The sequence below is a fragment of the Yersinia alsatica genome (assembly GCF_025133195.1).
Taxonomy (GTDB): domain Bacteria; phylum Pseudomonadota; class Gammaproteobacteria; order Enterobacterales; family Enterobacteriaceae; genus Yersinia; species Yersinia alsatica.
The window spans coordinates 4,115,882-4,140,394 of record NZ_CP104006.1 but is presented as its reverse complement, the minus strand read 5'-3'; the positions used below and the strand labels follow the sequence as shown (position 1 = coordinate 4,140,394).

Below are 24,513 nucleotides of genomic sequence, written 5' to 3'. Positions count from 1 at the left end.
CGCGGCAAGATAACAGCAGTGATAACGATTCGCAATACTGATAATGGGGGAGTTTACTGGGATGACGGGCATATCAATGACATGCCCGTAGAGCAGTTTATTTTTTATCTGAACCACAGCGAATAGCGCGGTATAGCGTCAATGCCCCGAGAACCAAGGTGATAATCCACATCGGCCACGAACCAAAACGGGCATAAGGGGTAAGACCGGTGGTTGGCGTGACTTTAACTTCCAGCACCTGCTGGGTGAACTGCGGGATCTGCGCCTGCACTTCACCACTCGGGCCGATTGCCGCGGTAATACCATTATTGGTTGAGCGCAGCAGAGGGCGGCCTAATTCCAGTGCCCGCATCCGCGCCATCTGGAAATGCTGCCACGGGCCAATAGAGTGACCAAACCAGGCATCGTTAGACACGGTGAGCAAGAAATTGGTATCAGGTCTGAAGTTATCCCGCACCTGCTGACCCAAGACGATTTCATAACAGATAGCCGCTGTCAGGTTAAATCCAGCTACATTGAGCTGTGGCTGCACATAATCGCCTCGGCTGAATGATGACATCGGTAAATCAAAGAACGGAGCCAGAGGGCGCAGCAGGGATTCCAGCGGCACAAACTCGCCAAATGGAACCAGGTGATATTTGCTGTAACGGTTGTGGGTCGGATATTGATAAGGCTCTTTATCCCCCAACACAATGATACTGTTAAAGAAGTGATAACCCTTGCCTTCAGGCCGACGCTGGGCGTCAACAATGCCAGTAATCAGGCTGCTATGGCTGGCCCGCATCAGGCCGTCAACCATCGTGAGGAAGGTGTTCTGATCGGTTTCAATGTCAGGAATAGCCGATTCTGGCCAGATGATAATCGGCGCTTTACCCATAAATGGGCGCGTTTCATCCAGATAAATTTGTAACGTGCTGAGCAGGACTTTAGGGTCCCACTTCATTGATTGCGCGATATTACCTTGCACCATAGCGACATTCACGGCGCGTTCGGGCTCGGGAGTGAACCAATGCAATTGGCGCAACGGCCAAGGCAGCAGTAACATCGCCACGGCAATAATTGCGGCGCTAATACGGCGCTGATAGCAGGCGTAAACCAGTAACCCACTGATAGACATCAACATGAAGGTGACGCCATCGACCCCAAGGATTGGAGCAATACCCCGTAGTGGACCATTAATTTGGCTATAACCAAATTGTAACCACGGGAAGCCGGTCAATACCCAGCCGCGCAAGAATTCAGTCAGTTGCCACACTACCGGAGCAGCAATCGCCAGCCGCCACCAACTTGCTTTAGGGCATAATCGCGCTAAAACCCCGGCAAACAGCATGGTGTAGAGCGAAAGGTATGCTGCCAGTAACACCACTAGGAAAATGTTGATAGCCATTGGCATACCGCCAAATTCCGAGATGCTGACATAAACCCAGTTAATGCCGCTACCAAACTGCCCCATACCCCAACAAAAACCAATGAACGCAGCTTGTTTAGTGCTGCGGTTCAATGTCAGGCTGAGTAAGCCAAATAGCGAAACAATAGCCGCTGGCCAGTGGTCAAATGGCGAATAGGCCAACGTACCGCAGGCGCCAAAAAGTAGCGCCAGTAGGGCGCGAGCCCACTGGCGTTGAAGGTATGAAGCGATAGGCATCGAGGATTTATTCTTCCAGTTTGGGTTGCGGAGCATCATCCGGGATTTTCACATGAACCTGAATGATACGTCGGCTATCCGCCATGGCAACTTTAAATAAGTAACCTTCAATTTCAATAGTTTCACCGCGAGCAGGTAAATGACCAAAGGCCTGCATCACTAAACCACCGATAGTGTCCACTTCATCGTCGCTGAAATGGGTATTGAATACTTCATTGAAATCTTCAATTTGTGTCAGCGCACGAATAGTATAAGTGTGCCGACTGAGCTGACGGACATCTCTGTCTTCTTCATCATCATACTCATCTTCTATTTCGCCCACGATCAGCTCAAGAATATCTTCAATGGTCACCAGACCCGAGACGCCACCAAACTCATCAATGACAATAGCCATATGATAGCGCTGGGAGCGGAACTCCTTTAGCATCCGATCAACACGCTTACTTTCCGGCACCACAACCGCCGTCCGTAAGACTTTATCAATGCTGAATGGCTCAGAATCTGTGCGCATAAACGGCAGCAGATCTTTGGCCATTAGAATGCCTTCAATATGATCTTTATCTTCGCTGATCACTGGAAAGCGGGAGTGAGCAGATTCAATAATGACATCCAGGCACTCATCCAGCGTTTGATTACGTTTCAATGTAACCATCTGAGAGCGGGGGATCATGATGTCCCGCACGCGCTGCTCGGCGATATCCATCACGCCTTCCAGCATGTCTCGGGTATCGGGATCGATCAGATCGTTTTGCTCAGAATCACGGATAAGCTCTACCAGATCGCCACGATTTTTAGGTTCACCGTGGAATAACTGGTTAAGGATGAGAGTAAAGAACCCTTTCTTGGGACTGGGGCTATCGTTGTTTTGTGAGTGGTCGTCGCTCATGGCGTTTTAGTTAAGTTTACCTATGTTTACTCTTCGTACTTGAAACCGCAGGGTTGTTAGCTACGTTTACTCACCCAAATCACTTACCTGAGTAAGCTCATTGGGATAAGTTCTCTTGCCGCCTACCTGCAATTCCAAGTTCTTTGAGTACAGATTAATATTATTACCGGCAGCGGTAGATACACACCGCCGACATCACTTTTTATTTTTACCCTGTCAGCAGGGCATCAATGCACCCGATATGATGGGTTTATTCGGAGTCTTTCTCTGAAATATACGGGTCTGGGTAGCCCAGACTTTGCATTATTTCAGTCTCAATCGACTCCATTTCTTCAGCTTCATCGTCAACGATGTGGTCATACCCTAGCAGATGGAGACTGCCGTGAACAACCATATGCGCCCAATGAGCCAATAGTGCTTTCTCTTGTTCAACCGCTTCTTGCTCTACTACCTGACGGCAAATGATTAAATCACCCAATAATGGCAGTTCAATTTCAGGTGGGGCCTCAAAAGGAAAAGACAAGACATTGGTCGATTTATCTTTACCGCGATAGGTCAGATTAAGCTCATGGCTTTCTGCTTCATCAACCACGCGGATGGTCACTTCAGAGACTTCCTGAAATTGGGGTAACACGGCTTCCAGCCAACGTTGGAAATCGGCTTCAGTCGGTAAACCTTGGCTATCGGCGCAGGCAATTTGTAAATCGAGAATAACTTGGCTCACGGAGCCTCCTGCTCAGACGGGGTATGGTTTTCCCGCTTACGTTGTTCGGCAATGGCATCTTTGCGTTTTTGTTCCGCCGCTTCCCAAGCCTCATAGGCAATAACTACCCGGGCAACTACTGGATGGCGTACCACATCTTCACTATGGAAGAAGTTAAAGCTCAGCTCTTCCACTTCAGATAACACTTCAATGGCATGGCTTAAACCTGATTTCTGATGACGCGGTAAGTCAGTTTGCGTTATATCACCGGTAATCACTGCTTTGGAGTTGAAACCAATACGGGTCAAGAACATTTTCATCTGTTCGATGGTGGTGTTCTGGCTTTCATCCAAAATGATAAACGCGTCATTCAGGGTTCGACCACGCATATAGGCCAGTGGCGCAACTTCAATTACATTGCGCTCAATCAGTTTTTCAACTCGCTCGAAGCCCAGCATTTCAAACAGGGCATCATAAAGTGGGCGCAGATAAGGGTCTACTTTTTGGCTGAGGTCACCGGGCAAGAAACCCAGCTTTTCACCCGCTTCAACCGCTGGGCGTGTCAGCAAAATACGTCGCACATTCTGACGCTCTAAAGCATCCACAGCCGCGGCTACCGCCAGATAAGTTTTCCCGGTACCGGCTGGGCCAATCCCGAAAGTGATATCGTGGTCGAGAATATTGGCGATGTATTGTGCCTGATTAGGTGTACGTGGTTTGACCATGCCGCGTTTGGTACGGATATTCACGGCTTTTCCGTAGTCAGGTACACTCTCGGCGGTTTGCTCCAAGACACGACTCTCTTTCACCGCAAGGTGAATCGCCTCAGGATCGATATCTGGGATAACACCGCGGATAGGCGCAGTATCAACATACAGATGGCGCAGGATATCTGCCGCTGCAACAACGCAGATATTCTTACCGACTAATTTAAAACGATTATCACGACGATTAATTTCAATACCTAATCGGCGTTCCAACTGCTTAATGTTGTCATCAAAAGGGCCGCACAAGCTCAGCAGGCGCTGATTATCGGCGGGTTCCAGCAAGATTTCTTGTGTCACTACGTGCAAACTGTTTCTCTGAGTCACTGCGTTCCTCTGGGTCACTTAGGGCCGGTTTATTTGAAGTCAGGGGTATAACTCCAATTACTTCGGATATATCACAAGTGGATATAACGCTAATCATACATGTCATTTCTGAATTATTCATGGTGTAGGGCGCTGACGCAAGTTTGCCACTGATCAATATGTCTCTTCGGTCTCTATTCAAATAGCGACGGTTATATGGCGCAACTTAAAAAGTCAGAATCTGCGTAGCATCCCGCCAAAATAAAACAGGCACTGAGAATACAGTGCCTGTTTGTGCGATGTAGCTCGAAATTAAGGTTGATACAGACCAACGCCGATTTCATTTTCTTTGCGGGTTCGGGCAATTACCGATTGCGGAGACTCATGAACTCGCAGGTCCATTTGGTCTTCGGTACGTAACAAAATGCCGCGCAGTGAACTGGCATAAACGTCAACAATTTCCACATCAACGAATTTGCCGATCATCTCTGGCGTCCCTTCAAAATTGACTACACGGTTGTTTTCGGTGCGCCCAGCCAGCTCCATGACATTCTTGCGCGAGGTGCCCTCCACCAGAATGCGCTGCACGGTACCGACCATCCGACGACTGATCTCCATAGCTTGCTGGGTAATGCGCTGCTGCAAAATATGCAGTCGCTGTTTCTTTTCATCCTCGCTGACATCGTCCGGAAGATCTGCCGCTGGAGTTCCGGGGCGGGAGGAGTAAATAAAGCTGTAGCTGGTATCAAAATGAACCTCGGCCACCAGTTTCATGGTTTGCTCAAAATCCTGCTGAGTTTCACCGGGGAAACCAATGATAAAATCAGAACTAATTTGAATATCAGGCCGCGCCTGACGCAGTTTGCGGATGATAGCCTTGTATTCCAGCGCAGTATGGGCGCGTTTCATCATCGTCAAAATACGGTCAGAACCACTTTGTACCGGCAGATGCAGGAAGCTCACCAGCTCCGGGGTATCACGATAGACATCAATGATATCATCAGTAAATTCAATGGGATGGCTGGTGGTAAAACGCACGCGGTCAATACCATCAATAGCGGCAACTAAGCGCAATAGCTCGGCAAAACTACAGATATCACCATCATAGGTCGCCCCACGATAGGCATTCACATTCTGGCCCAGCAAGTTCACTTCCCGCACCCCTTGAGCGGCTAACTGTGCAATTTCAAACAAGATATCATCACTGGGCCGGCTGACTTCCTCACCTCGGGTGTAGGGCACCACACAGAATGTGCAGTATTTATTGCAGCCTTCCATAATGGAGACAAAAGCCGTGGGCCCTTCGGCACGCGGTTCTGGCAGACGATCAAATTTTTCAATTTCGGGAAAGCTGATATCCACTACCGGGCTGTGTGTACCTTGCACATGATTAATCATTTCCGGTAAGCGGTGCAGGGTTTGTGGGCCAAAAATCACATCAACACAGGGCGCGCGTTGGCGCAGATGCTCACCTTCTTGTGATGCGACACAGCCGCCGACCCCAATAATTAACTCGGGATTCTTCTCTTTCAGTAACTTCCAATGCCCCAGCAGGCTGAACACTTTCTCTTGCGCTTTTTCGCGGATAGAGCAGGTGTTTAGCAGCAGTAAATCAGCTTCTTCCGGGATTTCAGTCAACTGGTAGCCATGGGTGCTGGCCAGCAAATCAGCCATTTTTGATGAATCATACTCATTCATCTGGCAGCCCCAGGTTTTGATGTGCAGTTTTTTAGTCATTGAATTATTCATCTTAAAAGTCACATCGCGCGGTGCGGTACTCCGTGCAGTGCTCTGTAATAGAATAGGGGTAGCACAAAGGCTCCGTGGTTATGGGGGTATTGTAGTCATTTGCCACTGCGATGACCACCGCATAACGGTTTACTTATTCTGATAGGGGATGAAAAATCCGGTACACTTGGGGCAAACAAGATACTTGCCGGTGCAGGTGTTATTTATCACTTTTAAAGCATGGCCAAAATGAATAAATCGCAACCAAATTATGATGTTGTGGTGGTAGGTGGTGGCATGGTGGGCGCCGCCGCCGCCCTTGGGCTAGCCCAAACTGGCTGGTCAGTCGCATTACTGGAGCACGAGGCACCTGCGGAGTTTGACACCAATAGTGCTCCGGATTTACGGGTTTCAGCTATTGGTTGTACCTCGGTATCCTTGCTAAAGCAGCTCAATGTTTGGCCGCGAGTGCAGCAGATGCGTTATGCGCCTTATCGTCGTCTGGAGACGTGGGAGCAGCCCGGTTCTCACGTTATCTTTGATGCTGCATCGCTTTCATTGCCAGAGCTGGGTTTTATGGTTGAGAATCGCATTTTGCAGCTGGCGCTATGGCAACAGATGGCAGAATGCCCAAATTTGACGTTGCTGTGCCCGTCACGGCTACAAAGCATGGTCAGAGTAGACGAGTGTTGGAAAATCACTTTAGATGCTCAGCAAGAGATACAGGGCCGTTTAGTGATAGGGGCCGACGGTGCCAACTCGCTGGTTCGGCGTTTAGCCGGTATTGGAACCAGTGGATGGCAATATCGTCAGTCTTGCATGCTAATTACCGTCACAACTGATACCGCCCAGCAAGACACCACTTGGCAGCAGTTCTTCCCAACCGGTCCTCGTGCTTTTCTGCCACTGTTTGATAATTGGGCATCTTTGGTTTGGTATGACAGCCCACAGCGTATCCGCCAGCTTCAGGCGCTGCCGATGGCACAGCTGAACCAAGAGATTGCCGCTGCTTTTCCGTCTCGTCTGGGAGCGGTTAAGGCAATTGCAGCGGGTTCTTTCCCACTGGTTCGTCGTCATGCCCAGCAATATGTGCAGCCGGGCTTGGTATTACTGGGAGATGCCGCTCATACCATCAATCCATTGGCCGGGCAGGGTGTCAATTTGGGTTACCGAGATGTTGATGCACTGCTAGCGGTGTTGAATCAGGCGCGTGAACAGGCTGAGCTTTGGCACAGTGAGCAGGTATTACTGCGTTATCAGCGCCGTCGTCGTACCGACAATCTGATCATGCAAAGCGGCATGGATGTGTTTTACACCGCTTTTAGCAATAACCTGCCTGCAGTGAAATTTGTGCGCAATTTGGCTCTGATGACAGCACAGCGCGCGGGGAAGCTTAAAGAACATGCCCTGAGATATGCGTTGGGGCTGTAAGTTAGTCACTCGTGGTTATGGCCTGTATGCAAATATTGGTTTTGCCTACAGGCTAGTTAAGCTCAATGGTTCAATCAATAATTAAGAAAACGAAACTCAGAAAAGCAAAAAGCCCGCCGAAGCGAGCTTTTCTAAATTTGGCTGGGGTACGAGGATTCGAACCTCGGAATGCTGGAATCAGAATCCAGTGCCTTACCGCTTGGCGATACCCCAAAAGATGGTGGCTACGACGGGAATCGAACCTGTGACCCCAGCATTATGAGTGCTGTGCTCTAACCAGCTGAGCTACGTAGCCATCTTAAATCTTTATTCTTAAGAAATTGTATGGCTGGGATACCAGGATTCGAACCTGGGAATGCCAGGATCAAAACCTGGTGCCTTACCGCTTGGCGATATCCCAACTGAAATACAATTCTTTTTGCTGACTTAGAACTACTACAGCACAACTTTGCTGCTTTACAGCTATCCATCCGATAAAAAAGATGGCTGGGATACCAGGATTCGAACCTGGGAATGCCAGGATCAAAACCTGGTGCCTTACCGCTTGGCGATATCCCATCCGCTGTGACAAACCGATGAACGAATAATGGTGCGGGAGGCGAGACTTGAACTCGCACACCTTGCGGCGCTAGAACCTAAATCTAGTGCGTCTACCAATTTCGCCACTCCCGCAAAAAGATGGTGGCTACGACGGGAATCGAACCTGTGACCCCAGCATTATGAGTGCTGTGCTCTAACCAGCTGAGCTACGTAGCCATCTTTTTTCGCATTACCTTCATCGGCGTTGCGGGGCGCATTATGCGTATATGGCCGAATTGCGTCAACTAATTTTTTCCCAAAAAAGCGCTGAAAGGGTTCGTTTGTTTGGCTTGTGAACAGTCTGGCGATTAAAGCAGCAGTTATGATGATTAATTGTTGAATTTGCCCGCAAAAGGAATATGCCTATCCTATTTGAAGTTGCAGCGGTGCGAGTTGCTCTTAATTACTGAGCCTCTTGGTATTATGGGTTCAAGGGCGTTAATAGCACATAAAAAGTAAGGCCGCACAGTGGCGGCCTTGATGTCTGAACGATAAATACGGGTATCCGCAGTAAGGTTCGATTATTTATAAGCATCCTGATGCACGCCCACAGCGCGGCCAGATGGATCATCCATGCTTTTGAATGATTCGTCCCACTCAATAGCTTTCGCTGATGAACATGCGACTGATGGGCCACCAGGGACACATTCAGCGGCGCTTGGCAGCGGGAACAGTTCTTCAAAGATTTCGCGATACAAATAGCCTTCTTTAGAAGATGGCGTGTTGTATGGGAAACGGAAATGAGCAGTTTCCATCTGTTGATCAGTGACTTGCTCGGCGGCTTTCTCTTTCAATGTGTCAATCCAGCTGTAGCCCACGCCATCGGAGAATTGTTCTTTCTGACGCCATGCCACACTGTGTGGCAGATAAGATTCAAAACATTCACGCAGGACATGTTTTTCCATCTTGCCATTGCCGCACATTTTATCCTGCGGATTGATGCGCATCGCGACATCAAGGAAGTTCTTATCCAAGAAGGGGACGCGAGCTTCAACACCCCAGGCAGACATCGCTTTGTTGGCACGGGCGCAGTCATACATATGCAGAGCCAGCAGCTTGCGGACTGTTTCTTCATGCAACTCTTTGGCGTTTGGTGCTTTGTGGAAATAGAGATAACCACCGAAGACTTCATCAGAGCCTTCACCAGACAGCACCATTTTAATCCCCATCGCCTTGATTTTACGTGACATCAGATACATAGGTGTCGAGGCGCGGATAGTGGTGACATCATAGGTTTCAATGTGATAAATCACATCGCGGATAGCATCCAGACCTTCTTGCACGGTGAAATGAATTTCATGGTGCACAGTACCTAAATGGTTGGCGACTTCTTTCGCAGCACGCAAGTCCGGGGAGCCAATCAAACCGACGGCGAAGGAGTGCAGTTGCGGCCACCAGGCTTCACTGCGCTCATCATCTTCTACCCGACGGGCAGCAAATTTTTTGGTGATAGCAGAAATAACAGAAGAATCCAGACCACCTGACAGCAAGACACCGTAAGGGACGTCTGACATCAAATGGCTTTTTACGGCTTCTTCTAATGCGTTAGCCAACTCAATTTTGTCGGTAACATTGTCTTTTACATTGTCGAAATCAAACCAATCACGATGATAATATTCGCGAATTTCGCCGTCTTTGCTCCACAGATAGCTGCCCGCTGGGAATTCTTTAATCGTGCGGCACACCGGCACCAGGGCTTTCATTTCTGACGCCACAAACATATTGCCGTGTTCGTCGTGGCCCATATACAGCGGAATAATCCCCAAGTGGTCACGGCCAATCAGGTAGGCGTCTTTTTCTGTGTCATATAAGACAAAGGCGAACATGCCTTGCAGATCGTCAAGGAATTCCGGCCCTTTCTCCTGATACAGCGCCAGAATGACTTCGCAGTCTGAGCCGGTTTGGAATTCGTAGCGATCGCCATATTGTTGACGTAAGGCTTGATGGTTATAAATTTCACCGTTTACCGCCAGAATATGCGTATGAGCAGCATTATACAGCGGTTGAGCGCCAGTATTGACGTCGACAATCGACAAGCGTTCATGGGCGAGGATGGCTTTATCATTTGCCCACACACCAGACCAGTCCGGGCCGCGGTGGCGCATTAAACGTGACATTTCCAGCGCTTTTTTGCGTAACTCGATGGGGTCGGTTTTAAGGTCGAGGACCCCGAAAATAGAACACATAATAATCTCCCTAACTTCTCTGCTTTGGCGGTGATGATGTTGAATGTGAGTCGTTCATCGCTGGAACTCTTTTTTTCCTACTTGCTTATGATTGATGCAAGTTATGCCCCATGACGATGCAGTCATCCGAATAATTTGTAGAAAGTGATGCAAAAAACACGCCAATTTATAGCACCCTAAATTTGCAGCTATAGCAGGCGCGGTTCTGAGGGCATAAAAAGAAAATGCGCCAAAACAGGGAGGAATGGCAAGAAACTTTGGTGCAATGCACCAAAAAAGGGAATGTAGTGAATGGGGGAGCGGCGGCCATACATGACCGCCAACTAAGATTAGATAATATCGATTTCTGCTACTGAAGGGTAAACGTAGCTTGGGCGGAATGGCATAGCTTCAATATCAGATAATGTCGACACACCCGACAGCACTAAAATGGTCTCAAGACCGGCCTGGAAACCCGCCAGAATATCAGTGCGCAGGTTATCACCGACAATTACGGTGCTTTCTGAGTGCGCTTGCATTTTATTCAGCGCAGCACGGATGATCCACGGGCTAGGTTTACCGACATAAAAGGGTTTACGACCAGAGATTTTCTCGATTGGAGCACAGAGAGCACCACAGGCTGGGGCAAAACCATGGCCATGGCTATCTGGATTAGTGGCAATAAAACGCGCGCCGTTGGCAACAAAATAGGCGGCTTTATGCATCATATCCCAATTATAAGAGCGGGTTTCACCGACAATGACAAAATCAGGATTGATATCGGTGATGGTAAAGCCAGCTTTATACAATTCGTGAACTAATGCGCCTTCACCGACCACATAAGCTTTCTTACCATCCTGACGACGCAGGAAGTCAGCGGTGGCCATAGCCGAGGTATAAAATGCACTTTCCGGTACTTCCAAGCCCGCAGAACTGAAGCGGTTAGCCAGATCCTGAGCAGTTTGTGACGGATAGTTGGTCAAAACAACCAGCGGCATTCCGGCTTCTTGAATTCGGGCCAGAAAAATATCAGCACCGGGAACGGGGTGATTATCATGCAATAACACACCGTCGATATCACATATAACGCTTTTAATTGTCATTGTTTATATTACTCTTTCGGCCGCAGCAATGGGTCACTATAACATGGTCGATTACAGGATTGACCATGCAACTTCCTTATTCACGGGCTACCTATAACCCGCCATCTTAAAATCTAGGGGGTCTGATTTTCCAACAGACGTTGCAACAATACCCCATTCAGCATCGCCCGTTTAGCCAAAGCAAAAGCGCCGATGGCCGATTGGTGGTCAAGCTGCGAGGTGACTATTGGCAGATTTTGACGGAAGTTTTTCAATACTTGCGTATTGATACAACCTTGGATGGCTGGAAGCAGGATTTTGTCGGCTTCGATGATTTCACCCGCAATAACCACTTTTTGCGGATTAAATAAGTTGATGGCGATAGAAATGGCTTTACCTAAGTAGCGGCCAACATGCTCAATAACTTCGGTTGCCAGCAAGTCGCCTTTATTCGCGGCTTTGCAAATCGCACTAATGTGGCAATCATCCAGTGTCAGCTTGCTAGGGTAGCCCTGAGCAAGTAGGTGGCGAACACGGTTTTCAATGGCCGCATTAGACGCCACGGTTTCCAGACAACCAAAATTGCCGCAATAGCAGCGCTCACCTAGCGGGTCAATCTGGATATGGCCGATTTCACCAACGTTGCCATTACTGCCTAAAAATATTTGGCTGTTAACGATGATACCGGCACCAGTACCGCGGTGCAGACGAACCAAAATGGAGTCTTCGCAGTCACGGGTCGCACCAAAATAGTGCTCAGCCAGAGCCAGACTACGAATATCGTGACCGACAAAGCTGGTGACATTAAAACGATTTTGCAGATTCTCGACTAAGGGCCAGTTGCTCACACTGATATGTGGCATATAGCGCACGATACCTTTGCTTGGCTCAACCAAGCCCGGAAGAATAACGGCGATGGCAATCAGTTCGCGTAACTTGCGCTGATAGGCTTCAATAAACTGGCTGATGACATTAAATAGCGCGTATTCCAGTGTTTCTTGGGTGCGCTCTGGTAGTGAATAGTGCTCTTCCCCTAGCGACTTTCCACTCATGTCAAACAGGGTGATGGTGGCATCATGGCGTCCCAGACGGACAGCAATGGTATGGAATTGGCGGTTTTCGGTGACGATGGAAATGGCGCGACGGCCACCGGTAGAGGCTTGCTGATCGACTTCTTTGATCAGCCCACGCTCCAACAGTTGACGGGTAATTTTGGTGACACTGGCGGGGGCTAATTGGCTGAGATCGGCAATTTGAATGCGCGAAATCGGGCCTTGCTGATCAATAAGCCGATAAACCACAGCACCATTGAGTTGTTTCACAAGATCTACATTGCCAATTTGTGACAGTCCGCCAGTGCTCATCAATAAAATTACTCGCTTATTTTAAAACCTCGTTACCGTTAACGATGGTTTTAGTGATTTTGTAATCGCGGGTAAATGCGGTTAGGTTGGCAACTTTGCCGACTTCAATACTCCCTAACTGCTTATCCACGCCAATGGCGCGGGCCGCATAAAGTGTTGCCATACGCAATGATTCATCGAGTGCGATGCCGACATGCTCAACACTGTTCCGTACTGCTTCTATCATGGTCAGTGCTGAACCGCTTAACGTACCATTCTCATCTACACATAAACCATCGCGATAGTATATTGTTTTACCAGCAAAAATAAATTGATCAATTTCTGCCCCTGCTGGTGCAGTTGCATCGGTAACCAGCACTAACTTCTCACCTTTCAACCGTTTAGCGTTGCGAATGTTGGCCCAGTCGACATGTAGACCATCAGCAATGATACCGGTGTAGACTTCTGGCGTATCAAAAATTGCACCAATCAGGCCAGGCTCACGCCCGGAGATATAAGGCATTGCATTATAAAGGTGCGTTGAAAAACCAATACCGGCAGTAAACCCTTTACGAGCTTGCTGATAAGTGGCATTCGAATGACCGGCAGAAACCAAAATACCGGCATCAGTCAGTTGACGAATAAATTTAGCATCAACAATTTCTGGGGCGACAGTCAGTTTGGTGATCACATCGGCATTATCACACAGATAATCAATCATTTCGGCGCTAGGTTTACGGATAAACGCCGGATTGTGGGTGCCTTTCTTCAGTGGGCTGATATATGGCCCCTCAAGATGCAAGCCCAAGGCTTGATGCTGGTTCTCTTTCTTTTGCAGGTATGAACGCATGACGTTAACGCCGTGCTTCATAAACTCATCACTACAAGTAATCAGTGTTGGCAAGAAGCTGGTGCAACCTGATTTTTCATTGGCGCGCTGCATGATATCCAATGTCTCTTCTGAGATAGCCTCAAGAGAATCATTGAATTGCACACCACCACAGCCATTAAGCTGAACATCAATAAAACCGGGGGCCAGGATGGCACCACCCAAATCACGTATCTCAATACCAGCCGGAAGTTCATCGACAGGACAGATACGTTCGATCAATCCATCAGCCACGACAACGGCATGATTATCCAGTACTTCATGGCTGGTATAAATACGGCCGTGAGTTAAAGCGTACATCTTAGCCCCCTGATAACTATTAAAGATTTTTGACGTTTTCAGCTTCTAATTCGCGGAAATATTTCACCGTTTTGACTTTCAATTCCATGGTTGAAGGTTCATCACACACCATGATGGCTTTAGCATGCAGTTGCAGGCAACTGATGGTCCACATGTGGTTGATGCTACCTTCAACAGCGGCTTGTAAGGCTTGCGCTTTACCGTGGCCGGTAACCAGAATCATCACTTCTTCTGCATCCAACAATGTACCCACACCTACTGTAAGTGCATATTTCGGCACGAGGTTTGCATCACCACCGAAGAAGCGGGAGTTAGCCATGCGGGTTTCTTGGGTCAGCGTTTTGATACGAGTACGAGAAGCTAAAGAAGATGCGGGTTCGTTAAAGGCAATGTGGCCATCAACACCAACACCACCCATGAACAGGTGAATTTTACCGTAAGACTTAATTTTTTCTTCGTAACGACGGCATTCCGCATCGATATCTGGTGCGTTACCATTCAGCAGGTTGATGTTTTCAGCCGGGATATCAACATGATCGAAGAAATTAGTGTGCATGAAGGTGTAGTAGCTTTCCGGGTGTTCTTGCGGCAAGCCGACGTATTCATCCATGTTGAAAGTAACGACATTCTTGAAGCTAACTTCGCCTGCTTTATGCATAGCGACTAAGTGCTTGTACGCTTCCATCGGTGTGCCGCCAGTAGGCAGACCCAGTACAAACGGGCGGTCAGCCGTTGGTTTAAATGCATTGATACGATTTACGATATGACGTGCTGCCCATTTGCCAACTTCTGTGGTGTTTTTCAGTGGGATAAGTCTCATCTTGCACCTCTTGGATTGCGAATAGTGGCTATACTCTACGCGGTTCTAATCATTCATCTAAGCGTAACCCAGATTTTGACTGATGCGTTGGTACAATGCTTTGTTCATTTTTCGAATGATAAAATAAGTTTTGTGTCATGGCTAGTGTATTGGTGCTTTTTGACTGGTTTTTGGTGACATTTATCACAAAATAGGGGGTTTTAATTTGCGTTACGAAATAAATTTTTTACACTCCGCAATGAGTAATACGTGCCGTGAATAAATAAAAGTGTGCCATGCGTTTTTCTAAAAGGTAGTGAGTCAATTAAATAAACTACTTAAAGGGTCCGATATCGGACGAATAGGGGGAAAGGTGAATATTCTTAGTTACTTGCAGAAAGTGGGTCGGGCTCTGATGGTCCCAGTGGCCACATTGCCTGCAGCCGCGATACTTATGGGTGTTGGTTACTGGATAGACCCAGTCAGCTGGGGTGGTGATAATGCGCTGGCGGCATTATTTATCAAATCCGGTGCTGCCATCATCGATAACATGTCTGTGCTGTTCGCCATTGGTGTGGCTTACGGTATGTCAAAAGACAAAGACGGTGCTGCTGCACTGACCGGCTTTGTGGGCTTCCTGGTATTAACCACGCTGTGTTCTCCAGCCGCGGTTTCGATGATTCAAAAGATCCCAGTTGATCAGGTTCCTGCTGCGTTCGGCAAAATCAACAACCAGTTCGTGGGTATCTTGGTCGGTATCATCTCAGCTGAATTGTACAACCGCTTCAGCGGCGTTGAACTGCCAAAAGCACTTTCCTTCTTCAGCGGTCGTCGTCTGGTTCCGATTTTGACGTCTTTCCTGATGATCGTCGTTGCTTTCATCCTGATGTACGTATGGCCGCTGATTTATAACGCATTGGTGACCTTCGGCGAATACATCAAAGATATGGGTTCTGTTGGTGCGGGTATCTATGCCTTCTTCAACCGTTTGCTGATCCCAGTCGGCCTGCATCACGCCTTGAACTCCGTGTTCTGGTTTGACGTTGCTGGTATTAACGATATTCCTAACTTCCTGGGTGGCCAACAGTCTATCGATAGCGGTAAAGCTATTGTCGGTATTACTGGCCGTTATCAGGCAGGTTTCTTCCCTATTATGATGTTCGGTTTACCGGGTGCGGCGTTGGCGATTTATCACTGCGCACGTCCGGAAAATAAAGCGAAAGTGGCGGGTATCATGTTGGCGGGTGCATTTGCCGCCTTCTTCACCGGTATCACTGAACCACTTGAATTCTCCTTCATGTTCGTTGCACCGGTGCTGTACTTCCTCCACGCCGTGCTGACCGGTATTTCTGTGTTCATTGCCGCCAGCATGCATTGGATTGCCGGCTTTGGTTTCAGCGCAGGTTTGGTGGATATGGTGTTGTCTTCACGCAACCCACTGGCCACCCACTGGTACATGCTGATCCCACAAGGTCTGGTGTTCTTCGCCATTTACTACGTGGTATTCCGTTTCACCATCCAGAAATTCAACTTGCTGACTCCAGGCCGCGAACTGGCGGTTGAAGGCAGTGAAGAAGATGGTTATGACGTCAATGTTGATAAGAACCCCGAAGTTAACGAAAGTGAAATTAATGGGTTAGCGCGTCGCTACATTGGTGCTATCGGTGGTTCAGATAACCTGACGGGCATTGATGCTTGTATCACTCGTCTGCGCCTGAATGTGAAAGACTCTGCACAGGTTAATGACAGTGTCGCCAAACGCTTAGGCGCTTCTGGTGTCATCCGTCTGAACAAACAAAGTGTGCAAATTATTGTCGGTACCCGTGCAGAACTGATTGCCTCGGCAATGCGTAATGTACTGGCTGGTGGCCCGGTTCCGGCGGCAAGCAGCACGGCTGCTGCATCTGCTGCCAAGCCTCAAGCGGTGATTAATACCGCGAAAACCGCCTCTCTGGTCTTGGTTTCGCCAATTACCGGTGATGTGGTGGCTCTGGATCAGGTTCCTGATGAAGCCTTCGCCAGCAAAGCGGTGGGTGAGGGTGTTGCAATTCGTCCGACCGATAAAACTGTTGTTTCTCCGGCGAATGGTACCATTGTTAAGATCTTCAATACTGACCATGCTTTCTGTCTGGAAACTGAAACCGGTGCAGAGATTGTGGTTCATATCGGGATTGATACCGTGAAACTGAACGGCCAGGGCTTTGCTCGTCTGGTTGAAGAAGGTGCCACTGTGGTTGCTGGTCAGCCAGTGTTGGAACTGGATCTGGCTTATCTGAATGCCAATGCGCGCTCAATGATTAGCCCGGTTGTTGTCAGCAATATTGATGATTATGCCGGTATCTCGGTGTTGGCGGGCGGCTCTGTTGTTGCAGGCCAAAGCCCACTGTTTGAGGTTCGTGGTAAATAATCAGTTTAAGATTCGCGCTATGATGTACTGAATTACTGGCCTGAGTTTTAAGCAACCTAGCGGGAAGAGAGCAATCTCTTCCCGTTTTTTTGTTTTATTTACTGTAACAAACGGTTGTTTCCGGGCCGGGCTTGTTGGATTATATGCGGTTATATTTGTTGCGTTTGCATTGAGGAATAGAACAATGAGTGAGGCAGAAGCCCGCCCAAGTAATTTTATCCGTCAGATTATTGACGAAGACTTAGCCAGCGGCAAACACACGTCGGTTCATACCCGCTTCCCGCCGGAGCCTAACGGCTATCTGCATATCGGCCATGCGAAGTCCATTTGCCTGAACTTTGGTATTGCAAAAGACTATCAGGGCCAATGTAACCTGCGTTTTGATGATACTAACCCCGTGAAAGAAGACGTGGAGTTCGTTGAGTCAATTAAACACGACGTAGAGTGGCTGGGCTTCACCTGGAGCGGTGATATACGTTACTCCTCAGACTATTTTGATCAACTGTACCAGTACGCTGTAGAGCTCATTAACAAGGGGCTGGCCTATGTCGATGAGTTAACCGCCGAGCAGATGCGTGAATATCGCGGCACATTGACCGCGCCGGGTAAAAATAGCCCTTATCGCGACCGTAGCGTGGAAGAGAACCTGGCACTGTTTGAAAAGATGCGTGCGGGTGGCTTTGCTGAAGGTACCGCGTGTCTGCGCGCCAAAATCGACATGGCGTCGCCATTTATCGTAATGCGCGACCCAGTGCTGTATCGCATCAAGTTTGCCGAGCATCATCAGTCTGGTAACAAGTGGTGCATCTACCCGATGTATGACTTTACCCACTGCATTTCCGATGCTATCGAAGGGATCACCCATTCACTTTGTACGCTGGAGTTCCAGGACAACCGTCGCTTGTATGATTGGGTGTTGGATAATATCTCCATTGAATGCCACCCGCGTCAGTATGAGTTCTCTCGCCTGAATCTCGAATACACCATTATGTCTAAGCGCAAGCTGAACCAATTGGTGACCGAGAAGGTAGTGGAAGGCTGGGATGACCCACGTATGCCAACGATTTCGGGCTTACGTCGTCGTGGTTATACCGCGGCATCCATCCGTGAATTCTGTCGCCGTATTGGTGTGACCAAGCAGGATAACAACGTTGAGATGATGTCACTGGAATCTTGTATCCGTGATGATCTGAACGAAAATGCGCCACGGGCGATGGCCGTGCTTGATCCTATCAAGGTTGTTATCGAAAACCGTGCTGCTGGGGAAGAGTGGCTGACCATGCCAAATCATCCGAATAATCCGGAGATGGGCACTCGTCAGGTACCATTCGATAGCGAAATTTATATCGATCGTGCTGACTTCCGCGAAGAAGCTAATAAGCAATATAAGCGTTTGGTACTGGGTAAAGAAGTGCGCCTGCGTAATGCTTATGTTCTTAAAGCTGAGCGGGTTGAGAAAGATGCCGCAGGTAATGTCACTACGCTTTATTGCAGCTATGACCCAGAAACCTTGAACAAAGACCCTGCTGACGGCCGCAAAGTTAAAGGTGTTATCCATTGGGTATCTGTTAAGTACGCCTTACCAGCGGAGATTCGTTTATACGACCGTTTGTTTAGCGTACCAAACCCAGCGGCGGCGGACGACTTCCTGTCGACCATCAACCCTGAGTCTTTGATTATCCGTCATGGCTTTGTTGAACCAAGTCTGGTTGATGCTGTACCAGAGAGAACCTATCAATTTGAGCGTGAAGGTTATTTCTGTGCTGATAGCCATTATTCACGTCCAGATGCCTTAGTGTTTAACCGCACTGTAGGTCTGCGTGATACATGGGCTGCAAAAGCGGCTAATTAATTTTTAGTGTTCAGAAAAGGCGTGGCTTAGGCTGCGCCTTTTTTATGGAATTGATGGCATAGTTTCTTTTACTAAACACCGATTGCACCCCCTCTTTTATCCTCTCGCTACGCTTTATCCCTTGGTCAATCTCGAAAGATTGCTTTCCTTTCTCTCTTGAGAGCACCTGTCTGTAAGTCTTTCTTAAATATTCGCTTTACGAATTAACTGAATAAATATCGCTATTTTTTTCACAAAAAGACATGTTTTATTCAGTTTGCTGAAACCATTCAAGATGTCAATGAGAGACTATTTTCATTCGGCACTTTGTCGTTATGCATTGTTTTTAAAGCTTTTGTGACCTCTGTAATATTTTTTCACAGTTATGTGCTCGTTGTCATACTTTGAATAATTAGCTTCTTTTTTGATTGATAATTCGCGTCGCGAAAAATAGTCTGTACTCCAGCAGCAATCTTCAAGAGAGTTTGTTTTTCGCAATAGCAATAGCGGGTGGAGATTTCTTCCCGACAAAATTTTACCCACTTAGGGTTTCTTTGAGGCTAAGTCTGTAAGCAGTGGTGAATACAGGCAAAGCACTTTAAATGTGATGTCAAAGAGGAATTTTTTTATATGGTTATGCACGGTGCTAAACGTAAAACGTTAGCGCTCGCAGTCGCGGGTGCACTGTTAGGAACTGGCTTTATGGCAACCCCAGAGGCCAAAGCTGAAGGTTTTATTGATGATTCGTCACTGACCGGCGGTATTTACTATTGGCAGCGCCAGCGTGACCGTAAAGATTTAACTCCAGGTAGTGCTGAATACGGTAAGTATGTCGCCAACCTGCATCACTCCACCTTTAACGCCAACCTGGACTTCTCCTCCGGCTATGCGGCAGATATGTTCGGTATCGACTTAGCGGCCTTTGGCGCAGTTGAAATGACCAACAGTGGCCCGGCGGCACCAAACGAAATTGGTTTCAGTGATGCTAAAACCCGTTGGGATGAAAAATGGACTGGCGATAAGAGTGGCGTCAGTGTTTACAAAGCGGCGGCCAAATTCAAATTGGGCGATTTCTGGGCGCGTGGCGGTTATATCCAACCCACCGGCCAGACACTGCTAGCACCACATTGGAGCTTCATGCCAGGGACTTACCGTGGTGCTGAAGGCGGCGCGAAATTTGATTTCGATACTGCCGGTGCTCTGTCCATGTCTTACATGTGGACTGATGAATATAAAGCTCCGTGGTATCAGAACATGTACAACTTCCGTCAGGCTGACGGTAAAACCGGCGTGAGCTACCTGCATTCATTCGGTGCCAAATACGACTTCAAAAATAAACTGGTACTGGAAGCTGCATTCGGTCAGGCCAAAGACTACATGGACCAGTATTTTGCCAAGGCATCTTATGCCTTCCCGGTTGCTGGCAATGATCTGCGTACTTCCTACCAGTTCTACGGCGCCAAAGACAAAGTTGATGGCGGCTTCAAAGATGTTAATGATGTCTATGACGGTCTGGCCTGGTTACAAGCACTGACCTTGGGTTACACCACGGGTCCATTTGACTGGCGTTTGGAAGGGACTTGGGCCAAAGCTGATGGCAACCAAGGTTACTTCCTGCAACGTATGACCCCAGGCTACGCGACTTCAAATGGTCGTCTGGACGTGTGGTGGGATTCTCGCTCTGACTTCAACGCCAACGGCGAAAAAGCGCTGTTCGGTGGCGTGATGTATGACCTGAAAAACTGGAATATGGCCGGTTGGTCGGTCGGGACTTCTTATGCCTATGGTTGGGATGCTAAACCAAGTACCAACCCAATCTTTGACCAGAATGTGCGCCTGAAAGAATCTGCATGGAACTTCGACGTGCTCTACACCCTGCAAGAGGGCCGGGCGAAAGGCACATTATTCAAATTGCATTACACCATGTACGACAACCATACCAACATTCCAAGCTATGGCGGTGGTTTCGGCAACGTATTCCAGGATGAGAAAGACGTTAAATTCATCGTTATTGCACCATTTACTATCTTCTGATTTTTAGATTGCCATCCCCGGTAACCACCCCGGGGACATAATGGAGTGCTGCCATGAAAAAAATACTTTTTGTTCTTGCTGCCGTGGTGGGATTAAGTGCCTGTGCCCCACAAGGGCCGGTTCAGCCAGAAGATAGCAAACTTAAACAAGCTTATAGCGCCTGTATTCAAGCCACTGAAGGTTCACCAGAAAGGCTGATACCTTGCAAAGCGGTGCTGAATGTCTTGAAACAAGAGAGAGCCCATCAGGCTTTCACTGATAAAGAAACGGTGCGGGTATTGGATTATCAGCGCTGTATTGATGCGGCTCATACCGGTAACGGCCAGGCTTATGACGCGCAGTGCGGCAAGCTATGGCAAGAGATCCGCAGCAATAATTAATCTTCAAAACATGCCATCTGCAGCATCAATAAATCAGCTACAGAAATTGAAACTAACAATAATTCTGCCAGCAGTAATACTTCCAGTAGCAATGTTGGCAGCAATTATTAATTACGGATGAGGTTAGTGATGAACAAATTCAAATTAAATGCGTTAGCGGCGATAACCGCAACCTTTGGCTTGATGGGGTACGCCAATGCGGACACCACCAATCAACAGATTGTTGACCAGCTCAGCACCTTGAAAGTTAACTATAAAATATTAGACAACCGTGCGGCTGAAAATGGTGTTGATTGTGCCAAGTTGGGTGCTGATTGGGCATCATGTAATAAAGTAATGATTACTCTGACCAACACCGGGGACGAGATCAAAGGCCAAGACTGGGCCATTTACTTCCACAGCATCCGTCAGATTCTGACTGTAGATAATGATCAGTTCAAAATTACTCACCTAACGGGTGACCTGCATAAAATTGAGCCAACGGCGAAGTTCACCGGGTTCCCGGCTAATCAGGCGGTTGAAATCCCGATAACCGGCGAATACTGGCAGTTATTTGCCACTGACTTTATGCCGCGTTGGTATGCCACTTCCGGCGATGCCAAGCCAAAAGTACTGAAAAGTACCGATACCGAGGATATCAACGAATACCTCACGCAGTTTACCGGCGATCAGTGGAAACGCACCAAAGACGATAATAACGTGCTGATGACGCCAGAGTCCCGTTTCGCCAAAAACGAAGCCGTGAAAACCTTAGCGGCGGCTAACCTGCGTGGTCAGATTATCCCGACGCCAATGCAAGTCACCGTTCATCAGCAAGATGCCGACTTGAGTAAAGGTGTAGCACTGGATTTGAGTGCTTTACCCAAGCCAGCGGCTCAAGCTGCCCAGCAGCGTTTTGAATTACTCGGCCTGACCAGCAATTCGGCCGGTTTCCCAATTAAAACGTCAATTCAGCCCGCGCTCTTTAAAGGTGATTTGGCGGTTTCCGGTGCTTATGAGCTGAAGATTGGCGAGAAAGGCGCGCAAGTTATTGGCTTTGATCCGGCTGGGGTGTTCTACGGCCTGCAATCGATCCTCTCTTTAGTGCCGACGGATGGCAGCAAGAAAATCGCCACATTAGATGCGAAAGACGCGCCACGTTTCGAATACCGTGGTGTTTTCCTCGATGTTGGACGTAACTTCAAAACCAAAGATGCGGTGCTGCGCCTGCTGGATCAGATGGCCGCTTATAAGCTGAACAAATTCCACTTCCACTTGAGTGATGATGAAGGCTGGCGCATTGAGATCCCTGGCTTGCCGGAGCTGACCGATGTGGGGAGCAAACGCTGCCACGATTTGACAGAAAATACCTGCTTATTGCCACAACTGGGTTCTGGTCCGGATAGCAATAATCTGGGTTCCGGCCACTTTACCCGTGATGACTACATTGAAATTCTGAAATACGCTAAAGCTCGCCAAATTGACGTCATTCCTGAAATTGATATGCCAGCCCACGCCCGTGCGGCAGTGGTGTCGATGGAAGCGCGTTACAACAATTTGATGAAGCAGGGCAAAGAGAAAGAAGCTAACGAATTCCGCTTGCTTGACCCGACAGATGACTCCAACACCACCTCGGTGCAGTTCTATGAGCGCAAAAGTTATCTGAACCCGTGTCTGGATTCATCGAAGCGTTTTGTCGATAAAGTGATTGGCGAAATGGCCCAGATGCACAAAGAAGCGGGCATGCCATTAACCACGTGGCATTTTGGTGGTGATGAAGCGAAAAACATTCGTCTGGGAGCCGGTTTCCAAGACAAAAATGGCACCATTGAGCCGGGCAAAGGCATCATTGATAAGAGTGTTGAAGATAAGCCATGGGCTAAGTCTCAGGTATGTCAGGACATGGTCAAGCAAGGCAAAATTCAGGATGTTGAGCATCTCTCCAGCCACTTCGCTATTGAAGTCAGCAAACTGGTTAATGCTCACGGCATCGAAAAAATGCAGGCTTGGCAAGATGGTTTGAAAGACGCTAAGGATTCGAAAGCCTTTGCGACCAAACGGGTTGGCGTTAACTTCTGGGATACCCTCTACTGGGGCGGGGCTGACTCCATCAATGATTGGGCCAATAAAGGTTATGAAGTGGTTGCCTCTAACCCGGATTATGTCTACTTCGATATGCCTTATGAAGTTAATCCGAATGAACGCGGTTACTACTGGGCGACGCGTTTTAGTGATGAAGCCAAAGTCTTCAGTTTTGCCCCAGATAACATGCCGCAAAACGCCGAAACCTCGGTTGACCGTGATGGCAACCATTTCAGTGCGAAGAGTGATAAGCCATGGCCGGGTGTGCACGGGATTTCAGGTCAATCATGGAATGAAACCGTACGTACTGACCAACAGATGGAATACATGATTTTCCCACGGGTATTGCCGCTGGCTGAACGTGCCTGGCACCGCGCATCTTGGGAACAAGATTACAAGGCGGGCCGAGAGTACCAAGGTGGCGAAACACATCTGGTCGATACCGTGGCATTGAACACCGATTGGCAGCGCTTCGCTAATATCATGGGCCAGCGCGAATTGGCAAAACTGGATAAAGCCGGTATTGCATACCGCTTGCCGGTACCGGGGGCTCGTGTGGTCAACGGCGTATTGGAAGCCAATATCTCCTTGCCGGGGCTGATTATCGAGTATTCCACTGATGGCGGTAAGCAGTGGCAGAAGTATGATGTCAAGGTGCAATCTAAAGTCAGCGGTGATGTGTTAATCCGCTCGACTAGCCCAGACGGAAAGCGCAGTAGCCGCGCTGAGCCAGTGAAAGTTTGATGATTGTTGTTAAAGTGCTGTGTCTGATGTTATCTCCTGTTTGCTAGGTTCTTTAGGTAAACAATATTAAGTGAAGTTGAGTTGATGGTTTTTCCCCCGGCAAGTCCGGGTTTTTTTTTGCCCAAAATAGTGCCATAGCACCCTGATAAGGGCAGTGAGATACATTGACGTCGAAACGAGTAAGGGACAAACATGAACGGCGGAGGGGCGAGATATAAATAAGAATGACCACCTGACTCCCGACTGAACAGGAAAGGTGGCCATCTTGCTGATGGATAATGCTATCCAGATAATAGAGTGCCGTTATCTGGATTAAAAACAAACCCTAAGGTTATTCGGTACTTAAAATCTCAGCGCTTAAAGTCTTTATAAAATCAATGCGATAATATCATGCCCAATAAATATCAAAGTGCAGGAAGGTGGCTATCGATAGAAT

General features: G+C 48.2%; 16 protein-coding genes and 6 tRNA genes. 6 read left to right on the top strand and 16 right to left on the bottom strand.

Annotation, left to right across the window (positions count from 1 at the left end; genetic code table 11):
• Positions 1–97: 97 nt before the first annotated feature.
• From lnt to miaB, 5 genes are all read right to left on the bottom strand, one after another.
• A complete protein-coding gene (lnt, locus tag N0H69_RS18545; protein WP_050151586.1) occupies positions 98–1,645 on the bottom strand; it encodes an apolipoprotein N-acyltransferase in 1,548 nt (515 codons plus the stop codon).
• 7 nt (positions 1,646–1,652) lie between these two features.
• A complete protein-coding gene (gene corC / locus N0H69_RS18540; RefSeq protein ID WP_004716323.1) occupies positions 1,653–2,531 on the bottom strand; it encodes a CNNM family magnesium/cobalt transport protein CorC in 879 nt (292 codons plus the stop codon).
• Between the two features lie 250 nt (positions 2,532–2,781).
• Positions 2,782–3,255 (bottom strand): rRNA maturation RNase YbeY, encoded by a 474-nt coding sequence (gene ybeY / locus N0H69_RS18535; RefSeq protein ID WP_050151587.1) that lies wholly within the window; start codon positions 3,253–3,255, stop codon positions 2,782–2,784.
• Entirely contained in the window at positions 3,252–4,325 is a 1,074-nt protein-coding gene (locus N0H69_RS18530) for a PhoH family protein (protein ID WP_172665441.1), read from the bottom strand. The genes ybeY and N0H69_RS18530 overlap by 4 nt, the downstream gene beginning before the upstream one ends.
• Before the next feature lie 291 nt (positions 4,326–4,616).
• Positions 4,617–6,041 carry a tRNA (N6-isopentenyl adenosine(37)-C2)-methylthiotransferase MiaB gene (miaB, locus tag N0H69_RS18525; protein WP_050151653.1) on the bottom strand — a complete coding sequence of 475 codons (1,425 nt, stop codon included), beginning with the start codon at positions 6,039–6,041 and terminating at the stop codon, positions 4,617–4,619.
• A 240-nt stretch (positions 6,042–6,281) separates the two neighbouring features.
• On the opposite strand from miaB, the gene ubiF reads away from it, so the two are divergent.
• Positions 6,282–7,463: a 3-demethoxyubiquinol 3-hydroxylase gene (ubiF, locus tag N0H69_RS18520; protein WP_050122548.1), complete on the top strand. Its 1,182-nt coding sequence runs from the start codon at positions 6,282–6,284 to the stop codon at positions 7,461–7,463.
• Positions 7,464–7,601: 138 nt separating this feature from the next.
• Here ubiF and N0H69_RS18515 read toward each other — a convergent pair.
• The 11 genes from N0H69_RS18515 to nagB form a co-directional block, all read right to left on the bottom strand.
• Positions 7,602–7,676 (bottom strand) — tRNA-Gln (locus N0H69_RS18515).
• A gap of 5 nt (positions 7,677–7,681) precedes the next feature.
• A tRNA-Met gene (locus tag N0H69_RS18510) sits at positions 7,682–7,758 on the bottom strand.
• Between the two features lie 30 nt (positions 7,759–7,788).
• Positions 7,789–7,863: transfer RNA gene (locus N0H69_RS18505), tRNA-Gln, on the bottom strand.
• An 83-nt stretch (positions 7,864–7,946) separates the two neighbouring features.
• Positions 7,947–8,021, bottom strand: a tRNA-Gln gene (locus N0H69_RS18500).
• A gap of 29 nt (positions 8,022–8,050) precedes the next feature.
• Positions 8,051–8,135: transfer RNA gene (locus N0H69_RS18495), tRNA-Leu, on the bottom strand.
• Between the two features lie 7 nt (positions 8,136–8,142).
• Positions 8,143–8,219 (bottom strand) — tRNA-Met (locus N0H69_RS18490).
• A 344-nt stretch (positions 8,220–8,563) separates the two neighbouring features.
• Positions 8,564–10,228 (bottom strand): asparagine synthase B, encoded by a 1,665-nt coding sequence (asnB, locus tag N0H69_RS18485; protein WP_050107837.1) that lies wholly within the window; start codon positions 10,226–10,228, stop codon positions 8,564–8,566.
• Between the two features lie 329 nt (positions 10,229–10,557).
• On the bottom strand, positions 10,558–11,310 hold the full coding sequence (locus N0H69_RS18480) for an HAD-IIA family hydrolase (protein WP_050107835.1): 753 nt from the start codon (positions 11,308–11,310) through the stop codon (positions 10,558–10,560).
• A gap of 113 nt (positions 11,311–11,423) precedes the next feature.
• On the bottom strand, positions 11,424–12,653 hold the full coding sequence (gene nagC, locus N0H69_RS18475; protein ID WP_050107833.1) for a DNA-binding transcriptional regulator NagC: 1,230 nt from the start codon (positions 12,651–12,653) through the stop codon (positions 11,424–11,426).
• A gap of 16 nt (positions 12,654–12,669) precedes the next feature.
• Positions 12,670–13,821 carry an N-acetylglucosamine-6-phosphate deacetylase gene (gene nagA / locus N0H69_RS18470; RefSeq protein WP_050107831.1) on the bottom strand — a complete coding sequence of 384 codons (1,152 nt, stop codon included), beginning with the start codon at positions 13,819–13,821 and terminating at the stop codon, positions 12,670–12,672.
• Positions 13,822–13,840: 19 nt separating this feature from the next.
• Entirely contained in the window at positions 13,841–14,641 is an 801-nt protein-coding gene (gene nagB / locus N0H69_RS18465) for a glucosamine-6-phosphate deaminase (RefSeq protein ID WP_050107830.1), read from the bottom strand.
• A 352-nt stretch (positions 14,642–14,993) separates the two neighbouring features.
• Here nagB and nagE point away from each other — a divergent pair, with 352 nt between their 5' ends.
• From nagE to N0H69_RS18440, 5 genes are all read left to right on the top strand, one after another.
• Entirely contained in the window at positions 14,994–17,027 is a 2,034-nt protein-coding gene (gene nagE / locus N0H69_RS18460) for an N-acetylglucosamine-specific PTS transporter subunit IIBC (protein ID WP_050107828.1), read from the top strand.
• 184 nt (positions 17,028–17,211) lie between these two features.
• On the top strand, positions 17,212–18,879 hold the full coding sequence (gene glnS / locus N0H69_RS18455) for a glutamine--tRNA ligase (RefSeq protein ID WP_050151588.1): 1,668 nt from the start codon (positions 17,212–17,214) through the stop codon (positions 18,877–18,879).
• Between the two features lie 609 nt (positions 18,880–19,488).
• The gene (gene chiP, locus N0H69_RS18450; protein ID WP_050107825.1) at positions 19,489–20,892 is read left to right on the top strand and encodes a chitoporin ChiP; all 1,404 of its coding nucleotides are present in this window, start codon (positions 19,489–19,491) and stop codon (positions 20,890–20,892) included.
• 53 nt (positions 20,893–20,945) lie between these two features.
• Positions 20,946–21,272 (top strand): ChiQ/YbfN family lipoprotein, encoded by a 327-nt coding sequence (gene chiQ, locus N0H69_RS18445; protein ID WP_050107823.1) that lies wholly within the window; start codon positions 20,946–20,948, stop codon positions 21,270–21,272.
• 129 nt (positions 21,273–21,401) lie between these two features.
• On the top strand, positions 21,402–24,077 hold the full coding sequence (locus N0H69_RS18440) for a beta-N-acetylhexosaminidase (RefSeq protein WP_050151589.1): 2,676 nt from the start codon (positions 21,402–21,404) through the stop codon (positions 24,075–24,077).
• Positions 24,078–24,513 lie beyond the last annotated feature (436 nt).